Here is a 22,213-nt window from a genome sequence, read left to right on the forward strand (position 1 = left end):
CGCTGGATCCGGCCTCAGGAGATCAGGCTCCAGCCCTTGACCGCCTTAAAGTGGCGCTCGAGGTAGCGGCCCAACAGCCGGTGTTCGGGTTGCTGCAGGTCAGGGTCGGCCTGCAGAATGTCTTTTGCCCGGTCGCGGGCTACCGAAAGGATCCTGCCGTCCTGCGCCAGATCGGCGATACGCATCTGTAAGACACCGCTCTGCTGCGTACCGTCGATCATGCCGGGGCCACGGAGTTTCAGGTCAGCTTCGGCGATCTTGAATCCGTCGGTGGTTTCCACCATCGTCTTGATTCGCTGGCGGCTCTCTTTGCTCAACTTCACGCTTGACAACAGGATGCAGAAGCTTTCCTTGGCCCCCCGGCCCACCCGTCCCCGCAACTGGTGAAGCTGGCTGAGTCCGAAGCGCTCGGTGTGGACGATCACCATGATGGTGGCATTGGGTACGTTGACGCCCACCTCGATCACCGTGGTGGCCATCATGATCTGCGTTTCCCCGTTCTTGAAACGTGCCATTTCAAAGTCTTTGTCCTCGGGCTTCATCTTCCCGTGGACTACGCTGATCTGGTATTCCGGCCGGGGGAAGCGATGGAGCATTTCGTCGTAGGCGGCTTCGAGGGCGAGGAGGTCGAGCTTTTCGTTCTCTTCGATCAGGGGATAGACTACGTACGCTTGCCGGCCCTTGGCGATCTCTTCACGGATGCGGCCGAAAACCCGCTCGCGCCGGTGCTCGGTCACGTGGACGGTCTTGATCGGGGTGCGGCCGGGCGGCAATTCATCGATAACACTCACGTCCAGATCCCCGTAGGCCGTCATGGCCAGGGTGCGCGGGATGGGCGTCGCCGTCATGACCAGAATATGGGGCGGGTAGGGCCGGTTCTTCTTCCAGAGTTTCGCCCGCTGCTTGACGCCGAACCGGTGCTGCTCGTCGATAATCGCCAGGCCCAGGTTTTGAAAGACCACGGGGGGCTCGATCAGTGCGTGGGTGCCCACCAGGATGTGGATCTTGCCTTCCGCCAGGTCGGCGAGCAACTGCTTGCGGGCCTTGCCCTTGATGTTGCCGGAGAGGAAGGCAACGCGAACGTCCATCCCCCGCAGGTACTCCTCGAGAGATTCGTAATGTTGGTAAGCCAGAATCTCCGTCGGAGCCATCATGCAGGCCTGAAAGCCATTGTCGAGTGCCATAAGCATCGACATGAGCCCGACCATGGTCTTGCCGGAACCGACGTCGCCCTGCAGGAGGCGGTTCATCTGTATCCCCCGTCCGAGGTCGTGCCGGATCTCCCGCAGCACCCGTTTTTGGGCGCCCGTCAGTTCGAAGGGAAGAAAGTCGCGGTAGAAGCGGTTGAACCCTTCCCCGATCTGCTCAAAGGTGTAACCGGCCACGCGCGCCTCCCGGCTGACCTTGAGCTGGAGGAGGCGCATCTGGAGGAGGAACAGTTCCTCAAACTTCAGGCGCCGCCGCGCGGCGTCCAGTTCGATCTGGTTGGCGGGTAAGTGGATGGCGCGGACCGCCGCGTAATGACTTACCAGGCGCAGTTCCCGGAGTAGGTATTCGGGGAGCATGTCTGGCAGGTCGGCCGGAGTAAGCCCGTCCAGCACCTCCCGGATGATCTTGCGCCGCCCGCGCGCGTCGAGCCCGCGCTTGTTGAGCTTTTCGGTACTCGTGTATACGGGTTCGAAAGTGGCGGCGGCTTCCACGACGGCCTGCTGCGCCGGTTCCATCTCCGGGTGGGTGATGCTGAGCCGGCCGTTGAACTCTTCGATCTTGCCGTAGCATACGTATTCCTCGCCCACCTTGTAAGTGCGGTCGAGGTAATGGATACCCCGGAACCACACCAGTTCCAGCGCGGCCCCGCTCTCGTCGCGCAGTCGCCCGACCAGGCGCTTCTTTCGGTTTTCACCCTTTACCGTGAGGGTGACCAACCGGCCTTTTACCTGCACGGTGCCCTGATCGGGTAGAATATCAATGATGCGGTGAAATTGCGTGCGGTCTACATACCGAAAAGGGTAGCTGTAGAGGAGATCGCCGACGGAAAAAATGGCCAGCTCCTTGGCCAGCAGCTCCGCCTTCGCCGGTCCGATACCCTTCAGGGCCGCGATACCGCGATCGAGCACACCGGCCTTGCTGACGGGGGAGGACATCCTATTTTAAAACAATTTGCGGTAAATATACGCTTCCCGGCGCTACCTTCAAAGGTCGTTCGCGTCCGACACGATTCCCGCCGCGAGCCTGACTTTCATGGCCTCGAAAAGCAGGATGCCGGCGGCCACCGAAACGTTGAAGCTGTTGAGGCTGCCTACCTGGGGGATCCGGAACGTAAGGTCGGCCGCCCGCGCCACGCCCGTGCTGATGCCCTCGTCTTCGGCGCCAAGCACAATGCAGAGGGGGCCGCTCAGGTCGAGTTCGTGTAGTTGGCGCTCCGCCGCAAGGTCACTGGCGATCACCCGGACGCCGTTGAGCTGCAACTCCTGCACCGTGTTGACCAGGCTCTTTTCCCGGCATACCGGCAGGCGGCTGAGGGCTCCGGCACTGCTCTTCACCGCGTCGGCCGTCAGGCCGGCACTGTTCTTCTGGGGTATAATGATGGTGTGGGCCCCGCACACTTCCGCCGAGCGGGCGATGGCTCCGAGATTGCGTACGTCGGTGACGCCATCCAACAACAACAGCAGGGGCGTCTCCCCCCGCTCGTACAGCTGGGGCAGCACGTCGGAAACTTGCTGGTAGCGGGCGGCGGCGAGTTGGGCCACCACGCCCTGATGGTTACCCCGAACCATGCGCTGCAGTTTCGCCTGGGGAATCAGCGTCATGGGTACGCCGTGCAGTTTGCACGCGGCGCGGAGTTCCTTCTCAAATTCCCCGCGGGTACCCTGCTGTAGGTACACCTTGTCTACCGGCTGGCCGGCGGCCAGGGCTTCGAGCACGGGGTGGCGGCCGTAGATCAGGTCTTCGCGTTGCTTCATGCCGCAAGATAGGGTCGCGGGGGCTGAAGCATTATTCCGGCCGCAACGCGCGCACGACGACCACCAGCAGCAGGGCAGCCAGCCCGATGCCGAGTCGCATCCAGAAGCGCTGACTGGTCATGGTGGCCGATTGCAGATAGCCCGGGTTCGCGGCCCCCGGGGTGCCCGCATTTTCCTCCCGCACCCAGTTGCGGTGGCGGCTGTTGTCGAGGCCCGGCAGGGCCAGAGCGTAGGTGAAGACGCTGTCGGCTGTCGCCGGAAGCTGGTAGCTGATCGCGTTCACGTAGCTGTTGTCGTCGGCGTAGAGCCCGATGCGGTCTTCCCTTTTGTTTAGCCCGAAGGGCAGGTCGCCACCAACGTCCCGGATGCGGGGGAAGGTGGCGCGGAAGGCCTGTGTATCCTCGCACACGACCAGGTATCCGCCCGCGCGCAGGACGGTCGGTGGCAACACAAAGCGGCGATCGCTCCCGTCCACGAGGTACCAGCCGGTAAGGTCAACCGGGGTGGTACCCCGGTTGTGGAGCTCGAGCCAGTCGCCGGACCGGTCGTTCTTCGGGCACAGCTCGTTAATGATGATGGACTTGGCGTTGGGGTGGACCACGGGCTCGAAGTCGGCCTTCAAAATATAGGGGCGGTCATCGGTGAGGTCCAGTTGCAATTGCAGCGAATCCACCGGCGCCCCTTCCCATCCTCGGAAGTGGTAGCCGGGCTGGGGCACGGCCCGCAGGGTGATGGGGTAATGGGCGAAGTAGTGGCCCGAGAGCCCGTCCGTGCCTACCTGCAGGTTGTCGTTGAGTACGACGTAGCCTCCGAGCGAGGCCGTTATCTCTACATGGCGGTCGGCTCCCCCCCGGAAGTAGGTGCGGAAGTGTTCGCGCAGGTGTTCCGGCCGGTAGAGGGCAAAGCGCCGCAGTTGGTCGATGTGGTAGCGCCAGTTGTATTCCCGTTGTTCCCAGCGGCGGAGGTGGCGGGGCATCTCCGGCTCGAGGTCGGCCACCGCCGCGTCGATGCTTTCCGTGACGGCTTCGGTACTGAAGTCGGTGTGCAGGTAGTCGAGCGTACGGTTTACGAACCGGTTGCGGTAGACCGGATTGACCAGCAGCTTGCGCTGAAAGAGGGTTGACCAGGGCGGATTGGGCCATACCGGGCCGTCGGGGGCGGTGAGCAGTTCCAGGGTGTTGGCCGTCCAGCCGGAGTCGCGGTGCAATCCAAAGCCCTGATCCACGTCGTAGAGGATCCAGCGGAACCGTCCCTGCGGGCCGTCGGGCCGCCAGTACCGGATGTTGCCGCCGGCGTCGCGGTTGTCGAAGAAGGTCTGCGCAATCTGCAGCCGCTGGAAGTTATCGACGTCCATCATCTCCCGCACCCGGCTGAAGTGCTGCGGTTGGCTCAGGTCGTGGTCCCGAACGAAGTTGCGCAACTGTTCGTACTCCCGGGTCGTGCCGTGCTTGGCGGTCATCTCGTGTTCGAGCAGGCTGAGGGAGTCCTTCTTGACGCCCCGGTGGTGATCGGCCAGGAAGCGGGGGTTGATCTTCTCCCGCAGGTGGTACACGCCCCAGTAGCTGCCGTTGAGGAACACCCGCACCGGACGGCTGTCCTGCAGGTCCAGATCCCAGCTCGGGTCGGCCAGGAGATCGGTCATCAAGGCGTCGCGGATATAGCTGCGTCCCCAGTCGGAACCCCCGTTACGCACCACCAGGAAGCGGAACTCGTCCAGTCCGTCCGGGCCAAAGAGGGGGTACTTGATCTTCTGGTTGCCGTCGGACTTCCGGGCCGAGAGGGAAAAAGACTTCTGGGGGTGGGTGCGGCTTGTACCCCCGAAGAGGCGGAAGCCCACCGTGCCGTTGTAGACCGATGATCCGTCGGACTCAAAAAAGTCGACGTGAATGGGGTGTTCCCGGTGGGTATCCCAGTTGGGTCGGCGGGGGTTGTCACCCGCGAGAAACCAGCCGGTGCGTGGGTGGAAAAGCCGTGCGGGGTCGATGCCTACGGAGAGGGTGAGCAGCGGACTGCGGGGCTCGTCAATGAGGTAGCTGCCGCCGACTTCAGCCAGGCGTTCGGTACCAGCGAATACGGCAGCGCGGATGACCCGGGATCGCCCCACGGCAATCGGAGCACCGGTGTAGCGATCCGACCGCAACGAAGGCCGGGACCCATCGGTGGTGAAGTATACGGCGCCCGCGTCCCCGCCCAGAATAGTCACGTCTTGATCCGTCCTGTACACTCCCGGGGCGGGTTCCAGTACCAGGCTCGGCTGCGCCGGCAACCAGCAGGTGCAGCAGCAGAAAAGGACGGTCAGGAAGGGGGAAACAAGACGCAAGGGGAGTATGCCTTAAATGATTACTTTGTGGCGGGCATCAGCCGCAACAACTTACCAAATTCCCAATGGATTTCAGCCTGCAAAACGACCAGCTCAGCATCAAGATCAACAGCACCGGGGCGGAGCTGAAAAGTCTGGTGAAGCGAGAGACCGGCCAGGAGTACATCTGGAGCGGCGACCCCGACGTATGGGCCGGTACAGCTCCCGTGCTCTTCCCGATCATCGGCAGCCTGAAGGACGGTAAGACAACGATAGACGGTAAGGAATATCGTATACCGAAGCACGGCCTCATTCGCCACAACGACCAGCTCGAGTTCTTTTCCAAGGTCGAGGACCGGATCATCTTCCGCCTGTGCTCGAACGAGCAAACCCTGGAGCATTATCCCTTTCACTTCGACTTCCGGATCACCTTCCGCCTGCGCAATGAGCACCTGATCATCTACCATGAAGTGATGAACATCGATGAGCGGCCGATCCTCTTCCACCTGGGCGGCCACCCCGCCTTCCGGGTCCCGTTCTTCGACGGCGACCGCTACGAGGATTACCTGCTGCGGTTCGAGCACCCCGAGACAAGCCGCACCTATGAGGTTACGGACAGCGGCACCATTGGCGACGGGACCCACGAGGTGCCCTGGACCGATAACGGTACCGTGCTGCCCCTGACCCACGACCTGTTCCGGCAGGACGCGCTGGTGTTCAAGGACCTCAACTCGCGCAGCGTACTGCTGGAATCGCGCAACCACGGCCCGGTACTGAAACTGGACTACGCGGGCTGGACCCACCTCGGGATCTGGGCCAAGCCGCACGGCGACTTCGTATGCATTGAGCCCTGGATCGGACTTGCCGACAGTGCCTCCGGCGACGGGCAGTTCGCCCACAAGGAAGGCATCATCAGCCTGGAACCGAATGAGGTCTACGAAATGAGCTACGACATCAAGGTACTTTAACCCCCTAGGCTGAGCGCTCAGCCGTACAGGGGCTCAATGGCGCGGTAGAATCGCAGCAGGTCGGCTTCCCGCAACTTGCCGCCCCCTTCCACCATTCGGATCTCGGTGAGCGCCCGGTCTACCGATTCCTGCGGTAAACCCAGCCGGATGGATAGGTCTTCCGGCGGCGTCTCCCCCTCCCGCCAGCGCACGCCCCGGCGATGATTGAGGTGAAACCGCAGACTGACCAGTTCGCGGCGGGCCAGTGCCGTATGATTCCCCTGCCGGTGCCCCAGGCGGCTCAGGGTCTCGATGAGGCGTCGGCTGGTATTCCGTCGGGCGGGCAGCAGCGGAATGATGCGCTGCCGGCGCTTCCCCCGGAACACCACAAACAGTACGGCCCCCACCAGCAGGAGGTACCAGGCCAGGGTCAGTTCCCGATGCTCCTGGATGTAAAGCAAAGTACGATTCCCGCTGAGCAGGTTCCGGCCCCCCGTGTAACCGCGTTCGGCGGGCTGGTCCGTCGCGGCAACGGGGTCCTGCAGGTAGCGGCGGTGGTACTCATCCCAGTAGACCCGGCCCGTATCCAGGACGGAAAGGACGGCAGCGGGGTAGAGAACGGCAGTGGAATCGAGCACGTACCAGTTGGTCAGGTAGCGCGGGGTGGAGAACAGGTAGAAATTGCCCTGCCCCCACCCGAGGCGCACGAAATTGACGCCGAGTGTATCCAGGGTGCCGAGTACCTGCACGTCGTAGCCGGGATCGCAGAGCAGTTTTTCGCTGATCGTGCGCAGCGGCACCGCCGCGGGCGCCCAGTAGCGCACGTTGACCAGGGGGAAGCTGTCGCCGGCGGGATAAAGGAAGGCGACCACGGAATCGGCCCGTTCGCTGGGAAAGCGGGCTTCCCCCACCGCGAAGTCGTCGTAGCACCCCGCCCCGAAGAGGTGGCGCGCCAGTTCTTCGGGCACTTCGCCCGTGGCCAGGATGGCCGTATTGCCGCGTTCCACGTAGTCGAGAAGGGTGGTCACGGCCGGGGATGCGTAGTGGGGCTGGTGGCCGACGAAGAGGTAGTTCGTGCCCCGTACGCTGTCGAGCCCCCGCAGGTCCAGGGTGTCGTAAAGAATAGAGGCCCCCGCGTCCCGGGCTGCCAGCAGTTCGTGCAGTACGTAGAGGTCGTAGGGATTTTTACCATCCGTGCGGTAACTCTCATACCAGTTGGTGGGCGGGCAACCGCAGAGGGTAAGTACGGCCAACAGCGGAAGCAAGCGCAAGGGTAGGGGCAGCCTCATCCTTTCGAGGCTTGAACGCTCCCCTCGTGGGCGCGCCGGCTCAGTTCCTCCATCTGGCGGCCCAGTACCCGGTAGCTGAGTCGGTCGACGGGGTGCAGCCCGTACCAGTAACGCTCGTAGGCTTCGCTTACCGCCCGAAAGCCGTCGGCCAGCCGGTGGTGCGCCAGCTGGCGCAGGTAGGTCCGGTTGCTGAAGTCGCGTCGCCATTGCAGGACGCCCGACCGCTCGAGTTCCCCCAGCAACTGCAGGAAGCGCAGGCGAACGGCCAGGTCGTAACGGCCCTCCGCTTCCGCCGTGGCAAGCCAGTCGGCGGGGACGCCCCGACGGACGACCGTCTCCTCGTCAAGCTCCGGAGTGGGGAACGACTGCGCGTCCTTCCCGCCCCGGGCGGGTGCGCCGGACCGAATATCCCGCCGAATACGGTGCAGCAGGAATCCGAGGCCGGTGACGGATACCAGGGTGAGCAGGACGAAAGTGGGCCAGTACAGCGCGGCCCAGTCGATCGTTCCGGCTGGTGCGGGAGTCGGCGCGGGCGGCGGGGCATCGAAACGCACCTCCTCGCGCAGGGCCCGGTACCGCTCGGCGGGGAAGGGACCGTACTCCTGCGCGCCGCCGGCTAGCGGCAGCAGAAGCGGAATAAGCAAAGAGGCGATCGGACGGAAATTCATGGCGGAAAACGAATATACCCCGGTTCCGGGCGGTCGGACTTGGCGGTACTGTCGGCAATTTCCTATTTTACCACTTTCCCACTCGCCGGCCTTTTCGCCGGCACAACAAATCATGCACGTGAGTAAATTCGATGAGAAGATGACCGCCTACGAGGCTTCCATGGCCAAGATCAACGTAAAGCCCGACCTGGAGCTGCTGCGCAAGGTCGCCAAGGGGCTCGGTCCGTCTATCTACAACAACGATTCCAACAAGGTAGCCTGCAGCGACAAGACCGAACTGCAGCGGGTCGTGGACAACTTCTGCAAGAAGAAACTCGGGATGACCGACGAAGACAAGGCCATGAATGCCGTGCAGGCCGCCTGCCAGAAGTACACCGAGCGCAGCAAGCACCGCCCCGTATTCTACTACCTGGTAGTGAAGGAACTTGGCCTGGAAAGCCACTATAACTAGGCCTTAATGGTCACGCGGCCGGTGATGCCCTCATTCACGCAGCGCAACACCAAGTCGGCCACCGCCGTGGGCTGCAGGATTTTGGGCGGGGGAGTTTCTCCCGCCCAACTGCTTGTCAGGGTAGCGCCGGGCGCCACCAGCGTCGTCCGTACGCCGCTGCCCTCCAGTTCTCTTTCCCAGCTTTCGTAAAGGATGCGCAGGCATTTTTTCGTGGCCCCGTAGGCCGTCATGTGACCGGAGGTATCGTCCGTAGCCGAGGAGCCGATGACCACCAGGTGGCCGTGCCCCCGCTCCACCAGCGGCGGCAGCAGGGCGCGGGCCAGCCGGTGATTGGCCATCACGTTCAGTTCCCAGCTTTCGCCGAAGACGTCGCGCCCGGGGTCGAGTAGGCCACCGGGGGCGTAATAGCCCGCATTCAGGATCACTACGTCGTATACACCGGTCGGTACCTCACGGGTCAGGTCGGCCACCAGCGGCTCCACCGTCGGGTGGGTGTGCTGCAGTTCGCGCAGTTGGGCTTCGTTACGCGCCACGGCCGTCACGCGGAAGCCTGCCGCGCTCAGGGTTTCGGCGCAGGCCCGTCCGATGCCCCGGGAGGCTCCGGTAATGATGGCGTTCATGGTATTTCAGTTTTCAGGTGGGGCGCCGGCGCGCGGGTGCCGGGGCCGGTAGGGTAAGGCCGTCAATACTGGTGAAAGGCCTGTGAAACAAAGGACAGGACCTCCGGCAGTGATTCGCGCCAGTACGTCCAGGTGTGGCCCCCGTCGCGAACGCGGTATTCGTGCGGGATCTCCCGCTCGCGCATCAGGATGTGCATCAGGCTGTTGCCTTCGTACAGGAAATCGTCGTCGCCACAGTCGATGTACCAGCGAACGGAACCAATCTTTTCGGGATCGCCATTTCTGACCAACTCCAGGGCGCTGTAGGATTCGTGGTAGGCGGTAAGCTGTTGGTCGGTGAAGGTGGAATCACCCGATTGCCGCAGCCGGTCCGCCATCTCCTCCCGGTCCAGCGGCCGGATGGAAGCACTCAGCGGGCAGGCGCTGGAGAAGAGGTCGGGGCGGTGAAGGGCGTAAATGAAGGTTCCGCCCCCGCCCATGGACAGGCCGGCCGCGGCGCGGTAGCGCTTTTCACGCCGGATGCGGTACCGGGTTTCGACTTCGGGCATGAGTTCCTCGAAGAAAAAATCCTCATACCGGAAATCGCCGCCGACGCGGTTGAAGTAGCCCCGCCGCCCCGTGTTGGCGTCCGGCATAATGATCACCATGGGCGTGGCCCGGCCGGAGCGAAAGGCTTCATCGGCGAGGTGAGCCACCTCCCCGAACTGCACCCAGCCGCTGTGGTCGTCGCCGCCGCCGTGCAGCAGGTACAACACCGGATAACTGCGGGAAGATTCCTCATACCCAGGGGGAAGGTAAACCGCGTACTTCCGCTCGCCACCGAGAATTTCCGATGGCAGGGTCATGTTGTCGTTCACGTAGCCGCTTTGGGCGGCCAGGGGGAGGGCAAAGAGAAACACCAACCACTTGAGCATAGTAAAAGATATTGTGGGGTAAAATACACTTTGCCAAGTATCCTTTCGTTTCCCGGCCGCCGGTACCGGTCTTCGGCCGCATTGTGGGGTGATATTGTTTACTTTTACGGTCCTCGATAAACCCGAATATCATGCCCGACACCACCACCCGGCCCCGCCCTGCCTTTACCACCAAGGAAGACTTTCACCAGCAGGCCCGCGCCGACCGCTTCGAATTTCACGATTACTACCTCGTCGACGATTTGCTGGAAGACGAACACCGCATGGCGCGGCAGGCCGTGCGCGACTGGGTGAAGGCCGAGGTTAGCCCCATCATCGAGGACGCCGCCATGCGCGGCAAGTGCCCTACTCACCTCTTCAAGGGACTGGCCGAGGTAGGGGCCTTCGGACCCAGCCTGCCGGTAGAGTACGGCGGCGGTGGCATGGACGAGATCGCCTACGGGGTGATCATGCAGGAACTCGAGCGCTGCGACAGCGGACTGCGGTCCATGGCCTCCGTGCAGGGCAGTCTGGTGATGTACCCCATCTTCCGCTACGCGAGCGAAAAGATCAAGCGTAAATACCTGCCCGGACTGGGCAGCGGCGACCTCATCGGATGTTTCGGCCTTACCGAGCCGGATGCCGGTTCCAACCCCGGCGGGATGCTCACCACCATTGTTGACGACGGCGACGCCTACGTCCTCAACGGCTCCAAGATGTGGATCACCAACAGTCCGATCGCCGACCTGGCCGTCGTCTGGGCCAAGGACGAGGAGGGCAAGGTACGCGGCATGGTCGTCGACGCCGACACCCCCGGCTTCAGCGCCCCGGAGATCCACGGCAAGTGGAGCCTGCGCGCCAGCATCACCGGGGAACTGGTCTTCGAAAACGTACGCGTTCCGAAGGAAAACGTCTTCCCCGACATCCGGGGGCTACGCGGTCCGCTGAGTTGCCTGAGCAAGGCCCGCTACGGCATTGCCTGGGGGGCCATCGGCGCGGCGCTGGATTGCTACGACTCGGCCCTGCGGTACAGCCTGGAGCGGGAGCAGTTCGGCAAACCCATTGGCGGCTTCCAGCTTCAGCAGAAGAAACTCGCCGAGATGATCACCGAGATTACCAAGGCCCAGCTCCTGGCCTGGCGGCTGGGTACCCTGGCCAATCGCGGAGAGGCCACTCCGGCCCAGATCAGCATGGCCAAGCGCAACAACGTGATGATGGCCCTGGAGATCGCCCGCGAGGCCCGGCAGATTCACGGTGGCATGGGCATTACCAACGAGTACCCCATCATGCGCCACCTGATGAACCTGGAAACGGTACTGACGTACGAGGGCACCCACGACGTTCACCTGCTCATCACCGGCCACGACATCACCGGCATCAACGCTTTCGGCTAGCGCCGGACGCGCCTTGGGCCCAATGCTCCACCCCCGCCGACCGCCGAGGGAGTGCATGAATACGCTTTTGCGTCCAGGATGGGGAAGTCGTTGCCCCCGCGCCCGGCTTTTCTGTGACCCTTTTGCACCCGCGCTCCGCCGCCGGGGAAGAGTATATTTGGCCCCTCCAATATCGCGTTTGTGCACCTACCGCTCTTACTGATCTTCGCGCTGCTGTATTCATTTTTCCTGCCGGCCCAGTACGCACCCCCTCTGCGCGGGCCGCTGCTGGTAACGGGTACCTTCGGTGAGCTGAGGAGTGATCATTATCACGGCGGACTGGACTTTCGGGCGTCGGTAGGTACCCCGGTGCGGTCGGTAGCCGACGGCTACGTGAGCCGCGTGCGCGTGAGTGGGGGAGGGTTCGGGCAGGCGGTCTACGTGGATCACCCCGACGGGAAGCGGAGCGTGTACGGTCACCTGGAGGTGCTGGCTCCCGAACTCAAGGACACCATCCGCAAGTTGCAGTACGCCCGGCAGTCCTTCGAGATCGACTTCCGCCCTGACTCCCTGGCGTACCCCGTCGGGCAGGGGCAAGTTATCGGCGGGGTAGGGAACCGCGGCTTCAGTTTCGGCCCCCACCTGCACTTCGAGATTCGGGAAGCGGCCACGGATGCCCAGCTGAATCCCCTTTCCCTTGGCTTCGTGATTCCGGATACGCGCCAACCCCAGCTGCGCAACCTGCGGCTCTATACCTGGGCGGACGGGGAGCCCGAGTCGACCGCGGTTTCCTACGACCTGATCCGGAACGAGTTGCCGGATACGCTCTACGTCGCGGCGCCCCGCATCGGCTTCGGGCTCAAGGCCTACGACCGGCAGAACAGCATGCCGAACTGGAACGGGATCTACCGCGCCAACTTGTGCGTGGACAGTACGGAGGTGTTTTCCTTTGATTTTGACCGGGTACCGCTTGAGAAAACGGCCTACATCAATGCGCTGACCGACTATCGCGAGTGGCGGCGCAACTCCTCCTGGTACTACCTGCTGTACACGCCGGTGGCCGAGGCCGGCTTCTGGGCTGAAACGCCGCCCGCCGCCGGTGACGGAATACTGAACCTGCCAGCAGGCGTCCCGAAGCGCGTGAACATCACCGCTACCGACTACGCCGGCAACACTTCCTCCGTGGAGGTGGTAGTGGTACACCAACCGATTAAGGGCCCGGTCGCCGCAACAAGTGGAAAAGCGGCCGCCGCGCCCCATCAGTACTTTCTGCCCGCGGGTGAGGCCAGCATAATCGATACGGCAGGCCTGCGCCTGGAACTGGACGAGCTGGCCCTGTACGAAGACCTGCGGTTCCGCTACGTACGGCTGGAAGATGCCTCGGAGGGCTACCTGAGCGACGTCCACCAACTGCACGACCCCGAAACCGCCCTGCACGGCCGGGCGGTGCTGCGATTGCGGCCGCGTACTGTGGTACCCGATTCCCTGCGCGAACGCGTGTACATTGGCAAATGCGGATCCGACGGAGCCCCCCGTACGGTAGGCGGTGAATGGCTGCCCGACGGGAGCATGCAGACGAATATCGGCGCGTTCGGCGATTATGCCCTGCTGCTGGACCGGGAGCCCCCGGAGGTTCGTATCCGTGACTTCCGCTCGGACCTGCGCGGCCGGCCGGGCTTCAGCCTGTTCGTAAAGGATGCCGTAGGCGGGGAACTTGGCTACCGCGGCACCGTGGATGGCGAATGGGTGCTGCTGGAGTACGATGCCAAGTCTGGCACCCTCACCCATACCTTCGAGGATATGCGCAAAATCGGGGGCAACACCACCCACCGTTTTGAACTCGAGATCACCGACGGGCGGGGCAACCGGACCACCTTCACCCGCGATTTCCGGCGTTAGGGTTCGGCGACCAGTTGACGGACCAGCTGATTGATGTGGACCAGCCGCTCCTTGTCGATGCTGTAAAGGATGTATTTACCCTGCCGCTCCCGCTTGACGATTCTTGCCTTGCGCAGGATGGCCAGGTGTTGGGAAGCGACGGACTGTTCTACCCGCAGCGCGATGAAAATATCCGTCACCGTCAACTGGTCGTTGTCGTAAAGCAGGCGGATAATCTGCTGCCGCAGATCGTGGTTCAGCGCCCGCAGGAGCAGCGCCGCCCGCGAGAGGGCGGAAGCGTCAACCAGTGTGCCGCTTTCGGAATCGTCCGGTGTAGGGTGGTTGGAGGATTTTGACATGGCTTTCGGGTATAACCTATCCTAATATAACGCATAAGCGTGTCGGAAACAAAAAGGTTATCCAGAACGGCCGGCCCGCTACGAAGGTAGCGGACAAAAAAAAGCCTTTAACACTCGGTTAAAGGCTACATAACAAACACTATGAACAACACAAGATCTTAAGAACGTCCCATTCAGGACGGGTTGATTTTTCTCGGCGATGACAAAGATAGTCTTTTTGACATTAATTCCAATCGAAAACCCAAATTGGGGTTCATTTTTTTTCGAAAGCGGAGAAACCGACCACCGGATGTAAAGAATCCGGGGGTTTCCCCCGACCTTGGGTCCGACCTTATGGCCTATGCAACAGTCATTACTGCAATACATAGAGCGGCCTTCGCTGCTTTCCGAGATCACATCAGAAAAAATTCTGGATCTGATCGCGCGGTACCCCTATTCAACGAACCTTCGGTTGCTGTTATTGCTGAAGGCCCGGCAAGAAAAGGATCCCGACTACGAAAAATACCTGAACCGCTTCGCTTCCGCCACCTTTGACCGTACCCACCTGTACAACCTGCTCGCCGCACTCGACCTCCGCGAAGAGGAACGCGGGGAAGTGCTGGAGCTGTTAGAGTTGGAAGAACTGGAACTTGCGCCCCTGGAAAACATCTTCAACGAAGAGCTTCCTTCCCGGCTGAATGAGCTGCCCAACCCGTCGGCCGCGGGCACGGTTAATGACCCTGATGAGGAACTGCCGCCGCTGATGCCGCCGATCAGCCGAACGCGTGCTACATTCGCCCCTCCGGTGCCGCGGTCCGGCATTGGGGAGTGGGTAGATCTGGCCAGCGCCTACAGTCAGCTGCTGCCCGTCTTCGTAAGGGTAGCCCGCCCGGAAGATCCGGCCGTCTTCCAGGAACTGATCAACGGACGGTCGCGGAGCGCGAACCTGAGCGATCGCCTGCGGAAATTGCGCCGCCGGCAGCAATCGGCCACGCCGCGGAAATCTTCCGCCGACACCGGCGACGGGGGGGTGGTCGTCAGCGAAACCCTGGCCGCCCTGCTGGTGCGTCAGGAGCAATACCAGAGCGCCATCAAGATGTACCGGCGACTGATCTTGCTTTATCCGGAGAAAAAACCGATCTTTGCCGGCCTCATTGAAAAACTGAAGGAAAAATTATAACCCCATGGTCAACCTCCTTACTATCCTGACCGGTGTCGTTTGCCTGCTGCTCATGCTGGTGGTACTGATCCAGAACCCCAAGGGCGGTGGTATTGACTCTACCTTCGGTGGGGGTCAAGCCAACCAGATGCTCGGCGCCTCCCGGTCCACTGACGTGATCGAGAAGGTCACCTGGGGCCTGGCAATCGCCCTCTTCACCCTCTGCATCCTTACCGCACTGGCCGTAGGATCGGTAGGCGACGGAGCCGACCTGGGTACCGGGCTCTAGGCCCTTTACCGGATTCCCGGACACACTACGCCCCCACCTTGCTTTGGCAGGGTGGGGGCGTAGTCGTTTAGCCCAGCCAGGTGTAGAGGAAGGTCAGCAGCAGGATGATCGTGATCGCGGCGATATTGAAGCCCATGCGGGTCCGAAACAGGGAGGGTTCCAGGTCGATGGCCTTGTAGTCGTCGGGCGCCTTGTCGGTGTAGATCAGCGCGATCACCACCAGCGACAGAACGACGAAGATGATCGACATGCTCATCGGGACGCCCGGCACCGGTTGGAGCAGCAGGCGGATTCCGGTGGCCAAACCGATACCGATGATGGCGATCGACAGACCGTTGCGCAATTTGATGTCCTTCACCATCCGTGCCCCGAGGGCCTGCTTTTCCTGCGTTGTATAGGGCGTATCTGAAACCCCTTCGTCGGCGGTGTTTTTCTTGGTGCGACCGGTAAACTGGCTGATGACCACCATAAGCAGCGCCGAGATCAGGAAAACGAAGGCCATGCGGTCTAGGAACGGCAGGTCGGGCATCAATTGCTGGAAGGCCCACGACACCGGCACCGAGGCCAGTACCACCACCAGGGCAGCCTTGGCCGTGCCGCGGCGGTAGAAGAAGCCGAAAATGAAGACCGTAAGCACGCCCGGGCTGATGAAGCCCGTATACTCCTGAATTACCTGGAACACCTGTCCGGCATTTGCCAGGGCCGGGGCCACCAGGGCTCCGATCAGCAGGGCTGCGGCGGCGGAGATCTGTCCCACCCTCACCTGCCGGGCTTCCGTGGCGCCGGGGTTGATGAACTTGTTGTAGATGTCCATCGTGAAGATGGTCGAGGTAGAGTTAACCATCGAGCTCACCGAAGAACCGATGGCGGCTACCAGGGCGGCAAAGGTCAGTCCCGTGAAGCCCACTCCAACGTAATTGGCCAGCACCCAGGGGAAGGCCTGGTCGGCTTTGGTGATCGGCAGGTTGGCGGGATCCTGCTCGCGCAGCAGGTACCAGGCAGCGATGCCGGGCAGCACGGCGAAGAAGGGGATGAACAACTTCATGAAAGCCGCGAAGGCCACCCCACGCTGTGCCTCGGCCAGATCCTTGGCCGCCAGGGCCCGCTGGATGATGTATTGGTTGTTGCCCCAGTAGTAGCTGTTGGTGATCCACATGCCGCCCAGCAGCAGGGCAAATCCGGGCAGCAACTGGAAACTCGACTTCATTTCCGCTCCTGCTTCCAGGTCGGTCGGCTCGCCGTAGGGCGTTACGCCGGTCGATAGTTCGTGCGCATTGGCCACGTCCAGGTAGGTATCGCCGGGCTCGAAGAGCATTTCGAAGTGGCCGGGCAGTGCCTCGTAAAGATTGGCGATGCCGGCGAATACGCTCCCGTCGCCCACCACGCTAAGGATGCCGTAGGCCGCAATGGTACCCCCCAGCATGAGTACGACCACCTGTACTACGTCGGTCCAGACCACGGCCTTCAGTCCGCCAAAGATGGAAAAGGATGCCGAATAAAGGACGAGTCCTATAATGCCGTACATCAGGTCAACGCCCAGCAGCGTCTCGATGGCCAGGGCGCCGAGGTAGATGACCGTGGCGATGTTGACGAAAACGAACAGTGCGATCCAGAACACCGACATGATGGTGCGTACCGTGCCGTCGTAACGATCCTCCAAAAACTGCGGCATGGTATAGATCTCCTTTTTCAGGAAGACGGGCAGGAAGAACTTCGCCACCAGGATCAGCGTAATGGCGGCCATGAGTTCGTAGGCGGCAATGGCGAGTCCGAGCTCAAACCCGGAGCCGTTCATGCCGATGATCTGCTCGGCCGAGATGTTGGAGGCGATGAGCGAGCCACCGACGGCCCACCACGGCAGGCTGCGACTGGCCAGGAAGTAGTCGCTGGCGGTTGAGGTCTTTTCCCGGTTCGCGATCCAGATGCCGAAAAGGATCACCCCTATGATATAGGTGGCGAAAATGATCGTGTCGATCGTACCCAGTTGACCTAGTTGCATGATATACTTTTAGTGATTGGGACAAACGAACGTACCCGCCTGCCCGGGAAGGTGCGACAATATAGGAGTTTGCTACATGGCAAGCAGCCGTACCGCGTCGAAGTATCGGAATTCCCGCAGGTTGAAAATCCGATCCCGCAAGCGTGCCAGCCCGAGATCGAAAGCGGTTCGTGCGGTGGGTTCCTCCCGCAACAGCCCGCGCAGCAGTTGAATTATCAGGGTGGGGTAGTGGCTGTGGTAGTCGATGCGCCCGAGGTAGCGCGCCAGGTTATTTACCCCGTATCCCACGAATTCGTGGTGGCCGAGGCGGTAGTGGCATACCAGCTGCAGTAGTCGGGCGTAAACCATCAGATCGTACCGCAGGGGCTTGCCTTCAGCGAGTATGGGGGCCACGAAATCCAGCGCCGCTTCCAATCGGCCGTTCAGTACGCTCAGCGCGCCGAGTTTGTAATACATCACGAGTTGCTTGTGGCGGTCCACCCCCTGTAGCGCGGCGATGCGCCGGGCGAATGCTTCCAGCTGGGCGGGGCCGCAGGTGCAGGGGTTCGTCAACAGGAGCTGGTTGATTTCGGCTCGCAGGAGCACCATCGTCGCCATCAATTGGCTGTTGCGCTGTTGCTGGGTGTCCGACCGCTGGTTTATAAAGGCCACCAACTCCGCGTGTATTTTCCGGTGCGCCTCGGCGTCGTGGCGGAAAAAGGCGATGAGCAGCCCGCGGTCCATACCCTTAAGGTAATAGTTGACGTCTCTTTCCCGCCATTCCCGGTGCCCGGAGAACTGGTCGGTCCAACTGCGGGCGTGCTGGGCCGCCTGCTCCAACTGCAGTTGGTTGTAGTGGTACCAGAATCGACACTGGTGACCGAGTATCCGCTCCTGAAAGGTAGCGCCGACCGGAACCGGATCGCTGAAGTAATGGTGATACAGTTGGTAGAACTTCCGCGCCTCGGCCGGTGAGGCTACGTGGCCGTGCTGAATGAAGTGGCGCTGCAACATGAGCTGCAGGTTGGATTGCCGTACCGTACTGCCCATTACCTCCTGGCGGCGCCGGCTTTCCGAAGTAAGCGAGGTCATCCGTTCGGAGGAGGCCCGGGTGATGTGCCGGCTTTCGATCACCTTCTCGAAATCAATGATCAGCAGGTGGTGCAGGTCCAGGTGGAATTTGATCGCCTGTTCCTTGGCCCGCCCCAGCAGTTTCAGGGCGTGCAGGTAAAGGCCCCGATCGTAGAGCAGATTGGCGTAGTCGATCTGTTCGCGTACCTGGATTCCCAGGTCGCGCCGCCGGTGCTGCAGGCGTAGTGCATCGAGCAGGCGACCGTAAAGGTGCCGTTGCAGGTTGGCCAGTTGAGCGGTCCCTTCGATGCCGAGCTGCGCGGGCAGGCCGGGGTCTTCGAGCGATCCACCCTCACTGAGAAAGCGGAAGAGGCGGTAGAATTTATTCTCCTCACCCCCGCCGCTCCGGTTGGCATGCCGCGTGAAGAATCGCCTTTCGGAGCTGTCCAGGCTTTCAATCAACTCGGTTAACAGCTCTTTTTTCGCAATTGCCATAACAAATCGGGGGTGTTGTGACGGTCCGTATTTGCTGGGACCGGGGTAAAATGTGCGTAGACCATCCAGGTAAATCGACTGATGAGGAGCGGAAAACACCAGGTTGCCGACCCGGTAGTCGAAAAAGCGGAGAATATACCATCACAAAATAGACTTCTTTCTGATTTGATTTCTGCCCCGCCCGGTCGTGAACTTTGAGAACCAGTTTGACCGATCGGATTCCTGACTTGACCCCAATTATCCACGCCTTACGGGGCTGTATCCACTAGCATATGAAACCATTCATCTACCACATTCTCGGGCTCCTCCTGCTGCTTTCCGGCGGACTCGGCGCCCAGCGCACCCTTACGGGAACCGTCACTGACGGTACCGACCCCCTGATCGGGGCCACGGTAATGGCTGACGGGACAACCATCGGCACCGTTACTGATTACGAGGGGCTATTCGAACTGACCGTTCCGGACGGCATCGAGCGCCTCATCGTCACTTACACCGGCTTTGAAGCCGTCTACCTTCCCATCACCGCTCAATCGGAATACGACATTCTGCTCCAGGAGTCGGCCCTCGATCTCAGCGAGGTAGTCGTCACGGCCCTCGGCGTCAAGCGCGAAAAGAAGTCGCTGGGCTACGCCGTCCAGGACCTGGAGGGGGAAGCCATCGAACAGACGCGCAGTACCAACGTGGTCAACGGCCTATCCGGCAAGGTAGCCGGCCTCCAGGTATCGGCGGCCAACGTGCCCGGTGGTGGCTCCCAGGTCACCATCCGCGGCAACAGTTCCGTGCTGGGCAACAACCAGCCGCTGTACGTGATCGACGGCGTGCCGATGGAAGGCGACTTTGCCGCACCCATCGACGGGGCGGTCGACAACAACGTCTACGGCGGCGGCATCTCCGAGATCAGCCCGGACAACATCGCTTCCATCACCGTCCTTAAGGGAGCGAACGCCGCGGCCCTGTACGGCAGCCGGGCGGCCAACGGGGTGATCCTTGTCACCACCAAGGACGGCAGTAACGTCGAGGGGCTCACCGTGAACTACGCCGGAAGCTATTCAATCGAGAACCCTTTTGTCGTACCCGAATTCCAGAACACTTATGGCGGGGGAACGGGAGGCGTGACCTGGTACGCCGACGGCCGCAACGGGGGCATCACCGACCCCCTGGCCGTGGAGCAGTTTCGCAGCGTGTACCCCGATGCCCCGCTTGTTGGCACCGCCGGGGTGGACGAAAGCTGGGGCGCACCAATGGACGGGCGGCTGGTCCGGCACTGGTGGACGGGTACGGAGGTGGCCCCTCTGGTACCGGCTCCCGACAGTTGGAGCAATTTCTGGGACACCGGCCACACCGCCAACAATACCCTCAGCATCTCCAACAACTACGGCACCGGCAACTTCCGCTTCAGTTTCGGCCGCGTGGATACCAAGGGCCTTCTCTACAACAACGACTACGAGCGGAACAACTTCCGCCTCAACCTCGACCAGGAACTCGCCCCGAAACTCAGCGTACGCGTGAGCACCGAATACATCAAATCGGGTTCCGATAACCGGCAGCAACCCGCCCTCTGGGAGCTTGGAACCTGGCACCATCGGCACGACGACTGGGGACTGCTGCGCGATTACCGCAACTTCATGGACGTGCACATTGTGCGGGAAGGCGACGTCTACCCCTACGCCAACTGGCAGCACTCATTCGCCCAGAACCGCTTCTATGAGCAGGAATACCTGACCAACGCCAACGAGAAGGACCGACTGCTGGGTAATGTCGCTTTCACCTACCAGTTTCTGCCCAGCCTCAGTCTTTTGGTCCGCGGCGGCACCGATCTCTGGACCGATACCCGCCGCGCGGTTACCCGCGCCGAGCGAATCAAGAGCGGTACCGAACGGACGCAGTCGTTCAGCGAGGACATCCTCCGCCGACAGGAGACGAACCTGGACTTCATCCTGACCTACAACAGCTACTTCGGGGAGGATTTCAGCCTCAACGCCCAATTCGGCGGCAACCACCGCAGCAACTATTACAAGCGCAACTACATCGGCGTCAACGACGCCACGATCAACGGCCTCTACAATGTGGCCAACAACGCCAGCCAGAACACCAACCTCAGTCGGATCGAGGAAAAGGAGGTCAACAGCTTCTTCGGAGCGGCCAGTTTCGGCTACAAAAGCTTCCTCTACGTGGACGTGACGGCGCGCAACGACTGGTCGAGTACACTTCCGGTCGAGAACAACAGCTATTTCTATCCCTCAGTGAGCATCAGCGGGGTCCTCACCGACGCCCTCCCCATTGGCGGCGCCGTGCTGAGCTACGCCAAGGTGCGGGCCGGCTGGGCGCAGGTGGGCTCGGATACCGATCCCTACCGGCTCCGGCAGGTGTTTGCACCCTCCACGCCCTGGAACTCCACCACCCCGCTCTTCGCCGAACAGGCTGCAATTGCCAGTTCCGACCTGCGCCCTGAGCGTACCACCGGCAAAGAGGCCGGACTGGACCTGCGCTTCCTCGGCGGCCGGATCGGTCTGGACGTGACGGCCTATGAGCAAACCACCGAGGACCAGATCATCAATATTGCCGTCAGCCGGGCCACCGGCTACGAAAGCAAGCTCATCAACGCCGGGAAGGTGCGTAACCGCGGCGTAGAGGTTGTCCTTTCGGGAGCCTTAGTAGACCTGCCGAAGGTGGGCTGGGACGTGGCCGTGAACTACGCCAGGAACCACAACACCGTACTGGAACTCTACACCGACGAGAGCGGCAATGAACTCGAGACCATCGTACTGCAGTCGCGCCGCGGACTTAGCCTGGAAGCCCGGGTAGGGGAGCCCTTCGGCACCCTGTTCGGCAGTGGCTTTGCCCGCGTTCCGGACGGTCCCCTGGCCGGGCAGGTGATCTTCGAGAACGGCGTGCCCGTGAAAGATCCCGACCTGAAGGTGCTCGGCAACGTCACGCCCGACTGGATCGGGGGCATTCGCAATATGTTCCGCCTGGGGGCCTTCACCGCCAACTTCCTCATAGATGCCAAGATAGGTGGTGACATCGCCGAAGAAAGCAGCTCGATAGGGATGCAAACCGGCGTCTATCCCCTTACGGCCATTGGGCGCGAGGAGGGTGTCATCGGTGTGGGCGCCCGCAACGTCGGCGATGCGGAAAACCCGGTCTACGTCGCGAACGACGTAGTGGCTCCCACCCGCGATGTAGTCGGTGCCCTGAGCGTCCGCTACGCCAATGAGGGCGCCATCTTCGACGCCAGCTTCGTGAAGTTGCGCGAAGCCGGGATCACCTACGCGCTGCCCGGTGCCCTGGTCGACAAGGTATCCTTTCTGCACGCCGCCAGCGTGAGCCTGATCGGCCGCAACCTGGCCATGCTCTACAGCAACCACAGTCAAGTAGACCCCGAGTTCAACAGCTATGGCGGTAACCTGCAGGGCGCCCTTAACTATACCTCCATTCCCAGCACCCGCAGTTTCGGGGTCAACCTGAACCTCACTTTCTGATGGTGGCCCCGCACCCGCGC

General features: G+C 61.8%; 17 protein-coding genes. 7 read left to right on the top strand and 10 right to left on the bottom strand.

Annotated features, from left to right (window positions below; all coding sequences use genetic code 11):
* Positions 1-14: 14 nt before the first annotated feature.
* From recG to E4021_RS11080, 3 genes are read right to left on the bottom strand one after another with little or no spacing between them, the layout of a single operon-like run.
* Positions 15-2,144: an ATP-dependent DNA helicase RecG gene (gene recG / locus E4021_RS11070; RefSeq protein WP_136459388.1), complete on the bottom strand. Its 2,130-nt coding sequence runs from the start codon at positions 2,142-2,144 to the stop codon at positions 15-17.
* Between the two features lie 48 nt (positions 2,145-2,192).
* Positions 2,193-2,963 carry a 23S rRNA (guanosine(2251)-2'-O)-methyltransferase RlmB gene (gene rlmB, locus E4021_RS11075; RefSeq protein WP_136459390.1) on the bottom strand — a complete coding sequence of 257 codons (771 nt, stop codon included), beginning with the start codon at positions 2,961-2,963 and terminating at the stop codon, positions 2,193-2,195.
* Positions 2,964-2,994: 31 nt separating this feature from the next.
* The gene (locus E4021_RS11080; RefSeq protein ID WP_136459392.1) at positions 2,995-5,283 is read right to left on the bottom strand and encodes a CotH kinase family protein; all 2,289 of its coding nucleotides are present in this window, start codon (positions 5,281-5,283) and stop codon (positions 2,995-2,997) included.
* Positions 5,284-5,348: 65 nt separating this feature from the next.
* On the opposite strand from E4021_RS11080, the gene E4021_RS11085 reads away from it, so the two are divergent.
* Positions 5,349-6,230, top strand: a complete 882-nt coding sequence (locus E4021_RS11085) for an aldose 1-epimerase family protein (RefSeq protein WP_136459394.1) — start codon at positions 5,349-5,351, stop codon at positions 6,228-6,230.
* 17 nt (positions 6,231-6,247) lie between these two features.
* Here E4021_RS11085 and E4021_RS11090 read toward each other — a convergent pair whose 3' ends face one another.
* Entirely contained in the window at positions 6,248-7,498 is a 1,251-nt protein-coding gene (locus tag E4021_RS11090) for a DUF4350 domain-containing protein (protein WP_136459396.1), read from the bottom strand.
* On the bottom strand, positions 7,495-8,166 hold the full coding sequence (locus E4021_RS11095) for a DUF4129 domain-containing protein (RefSeq protein WP_168797566.1): 672 nt from the start codon (positions 8,164-8,166) through the stop codon (positions 7,495-7,497). The genes E4021_RS11090 and E4021_RS11095 overlap by 4 nt, the downstream gene beginning before the upstream one ends.
* Before the next feature lie 112 nt (positions 8,167-8,278).
* On the opposite strand from E4021_RS11095, the gene E4021_RS11100 reads away from it, so the two are divergent.
* The gene (locus tag E4021_RS11100) at positions 8,279-8,617 is read left to right on the top strand and encodes a DUF2853 family protein (RefSeq protein ID WP_406603360.1); all 339 of its coding nucleotides are present in this window, start codon (positions 8,279-8,281) and stop codon (positions 8,615-8,617) included.
* Here E4021_RS11100 and E4021_RS11105 read toward each other — a convergent pair.
* Both E4021_RS11105 and E4021_RS11110 read right to left on the bottom strand, forming a co-directional pair.
* Positions 8,614-9,237: an SDR family NAD(P)-dependent oxidoreductase gene (locus E4021_RS11105; RefSeq protein WP_136459403.1), complete on the bottom strand. Its 624-nt coding sequence runs from the start codon at positions 9,235-9,237 to the stop codon at positions 8,614-8,616. The two genes, E4021_RS11100 and E4021_RS11105, sit on opposite strands and share 4 nt — an antisense overlap.
* A gap of 62 nt (positions 9,238-9,299) precedes the next feature.
* Positions 9,300-10,151, bottom strand: coding sequence for an alpha/beta hydrolase (locus tag E4021_RS11110; RefSeq protein ID WP_136459405.1), 852 nt, complete (start codon positions 10,149-10,151; stop codon positions 9,300-9,302).
* 131 nt (positions 10,152-10,282) lie between these two features.
* Here E4021_RS11110 and E4021_RS11115 point away from each other — a divergent pair, with 131 nt between their 5' ends.
* A complete protein-coding gene (locus E4021_RS11115) occupies positions 10,283-11,524 on the top strand; it encodes an acyl-CoA dehydrogenase family protein (protein ID WP_136459407.1) in 1,242 nt (413 codons plus the stop codon).
* Positions 11,525-11,704: 180 nt separating this feature from the next.
* Positions 11,705-13,402 (top strand): M23 family metallopeptidase, encoded by a 1,698-nt coding sequence (locus E4021_RS11120; RefSeq protein ID WP_136459409.1) that lies wholly within the window; start codon positions 11,705-11,707, stop codon positions 13,400-13,402.
* On the opposite strand, the gene E4021_RS11125 is transcribed toward E4021_RS11120, so the two are convergent.
* Positions 13,399-13,740, bottom strand: a complete 342-nt coding sequence (locus E4021_RS11125; protein ID WP_136459411.1) for an ArsR/SmtB family transcription factor — start codon at positions 13,738-13,740, stop codon at positions 13,399-13,401. The genes E4021_RS11120 and E4021_RS11125 overlap by 4 nt on opposite strands.
* Before the next feature lie 340 nt (positions 13,741-14,080).
* Here E4021_RS11125 and E4021_RS11130 point away from each other — a divergent pair, with 340 nt between their 5' ends.
* Together E4021_RS11130 and secG are read left to right on the top strand one after the other, a co-directional pair.
* Positions 14,081-14,899 carry a hypothetical protein gene (locus E4021_RS11130; protein ID WP_136459413.1) on the top strand — a complete coding sequence of 273 codons (819 nt, stop codon included), beginning with the start codon at positions 14,081-14,083 and terminating at the stop codon, positions 14,897-14,899.
* A gap of 4 nt (positions 14,900-14,903) precedes the next feature.
* Complete coding sequence (gene secG, locus E4021_RS11135; protein WP_136459415.1) at positions 14,904-15,167, top strand: preprotein translocase subunit SecG; 264 nt, start codon at positions 14,904-14,906, stop codon at positions 15,165-15,167.
* A gap of 67 nt (positions 15,168-15,234) precedes the next feature.
* On the opposite strand, the gene E4021_RS11140 is transcribed toward secG, so the two are convergent.
* Both E4021_RS11140 and E4021_RS11145 read right to left on the bottom strand, forming a co-directional pair.
* On the bottom strand, positions 15,235-17,166 hold the full coding sequence (locus E4021_RS11140; protein ID WP_136459417.1) for a sodium:solute symporter family transporter: 1,932 nt from the start codon (positions 17,164-17,166) through the stop codon (positions 15,235-15,237).
* Positions 17,167-17,238: 72 nt separating this feature from the next.
* On the bottom strand, positions 17,239-18,711 hold the full coding sequence (locus E4021_RS11145; RefSeq protein ID WP_136459419.1) for a hypothetical protein: 1,473 nt from the start codon (positions 18,709-18,711) through the stop codon (positions 17,239-17,241).
* Between the two features lie 272 nt (positions 18,712-18,983).
* On the opposite strand from E4021_RS11145, the gene E4021_RS11150 reads away from it, so the two are divergent.
* The gene (locus E4021_RS11150) at positions 18,984-22,193 is read left to right on the top strand and encodes a SusC/RagA family TonB-linked outer membrane protein (protein WP_136459421.1); all 3,210 of its coding nucleotides are present in this window, start codon (positions 18,984-18,986) and stop codon (positions 22,191-22,193) included.
* Positions 22,194-22,213: the final 20 nt, after the last annotated feature.

This window comes from Neolewinella litorea, from assembly GCF_004803465.1.
In the GTDB taxonomy this organism is placed as follows: Bacteria; Bacteroidota; Bacteroidia; order Chitinophagales; family Saprospiraceae; genus Neolewinella; species Neolewinella litorea.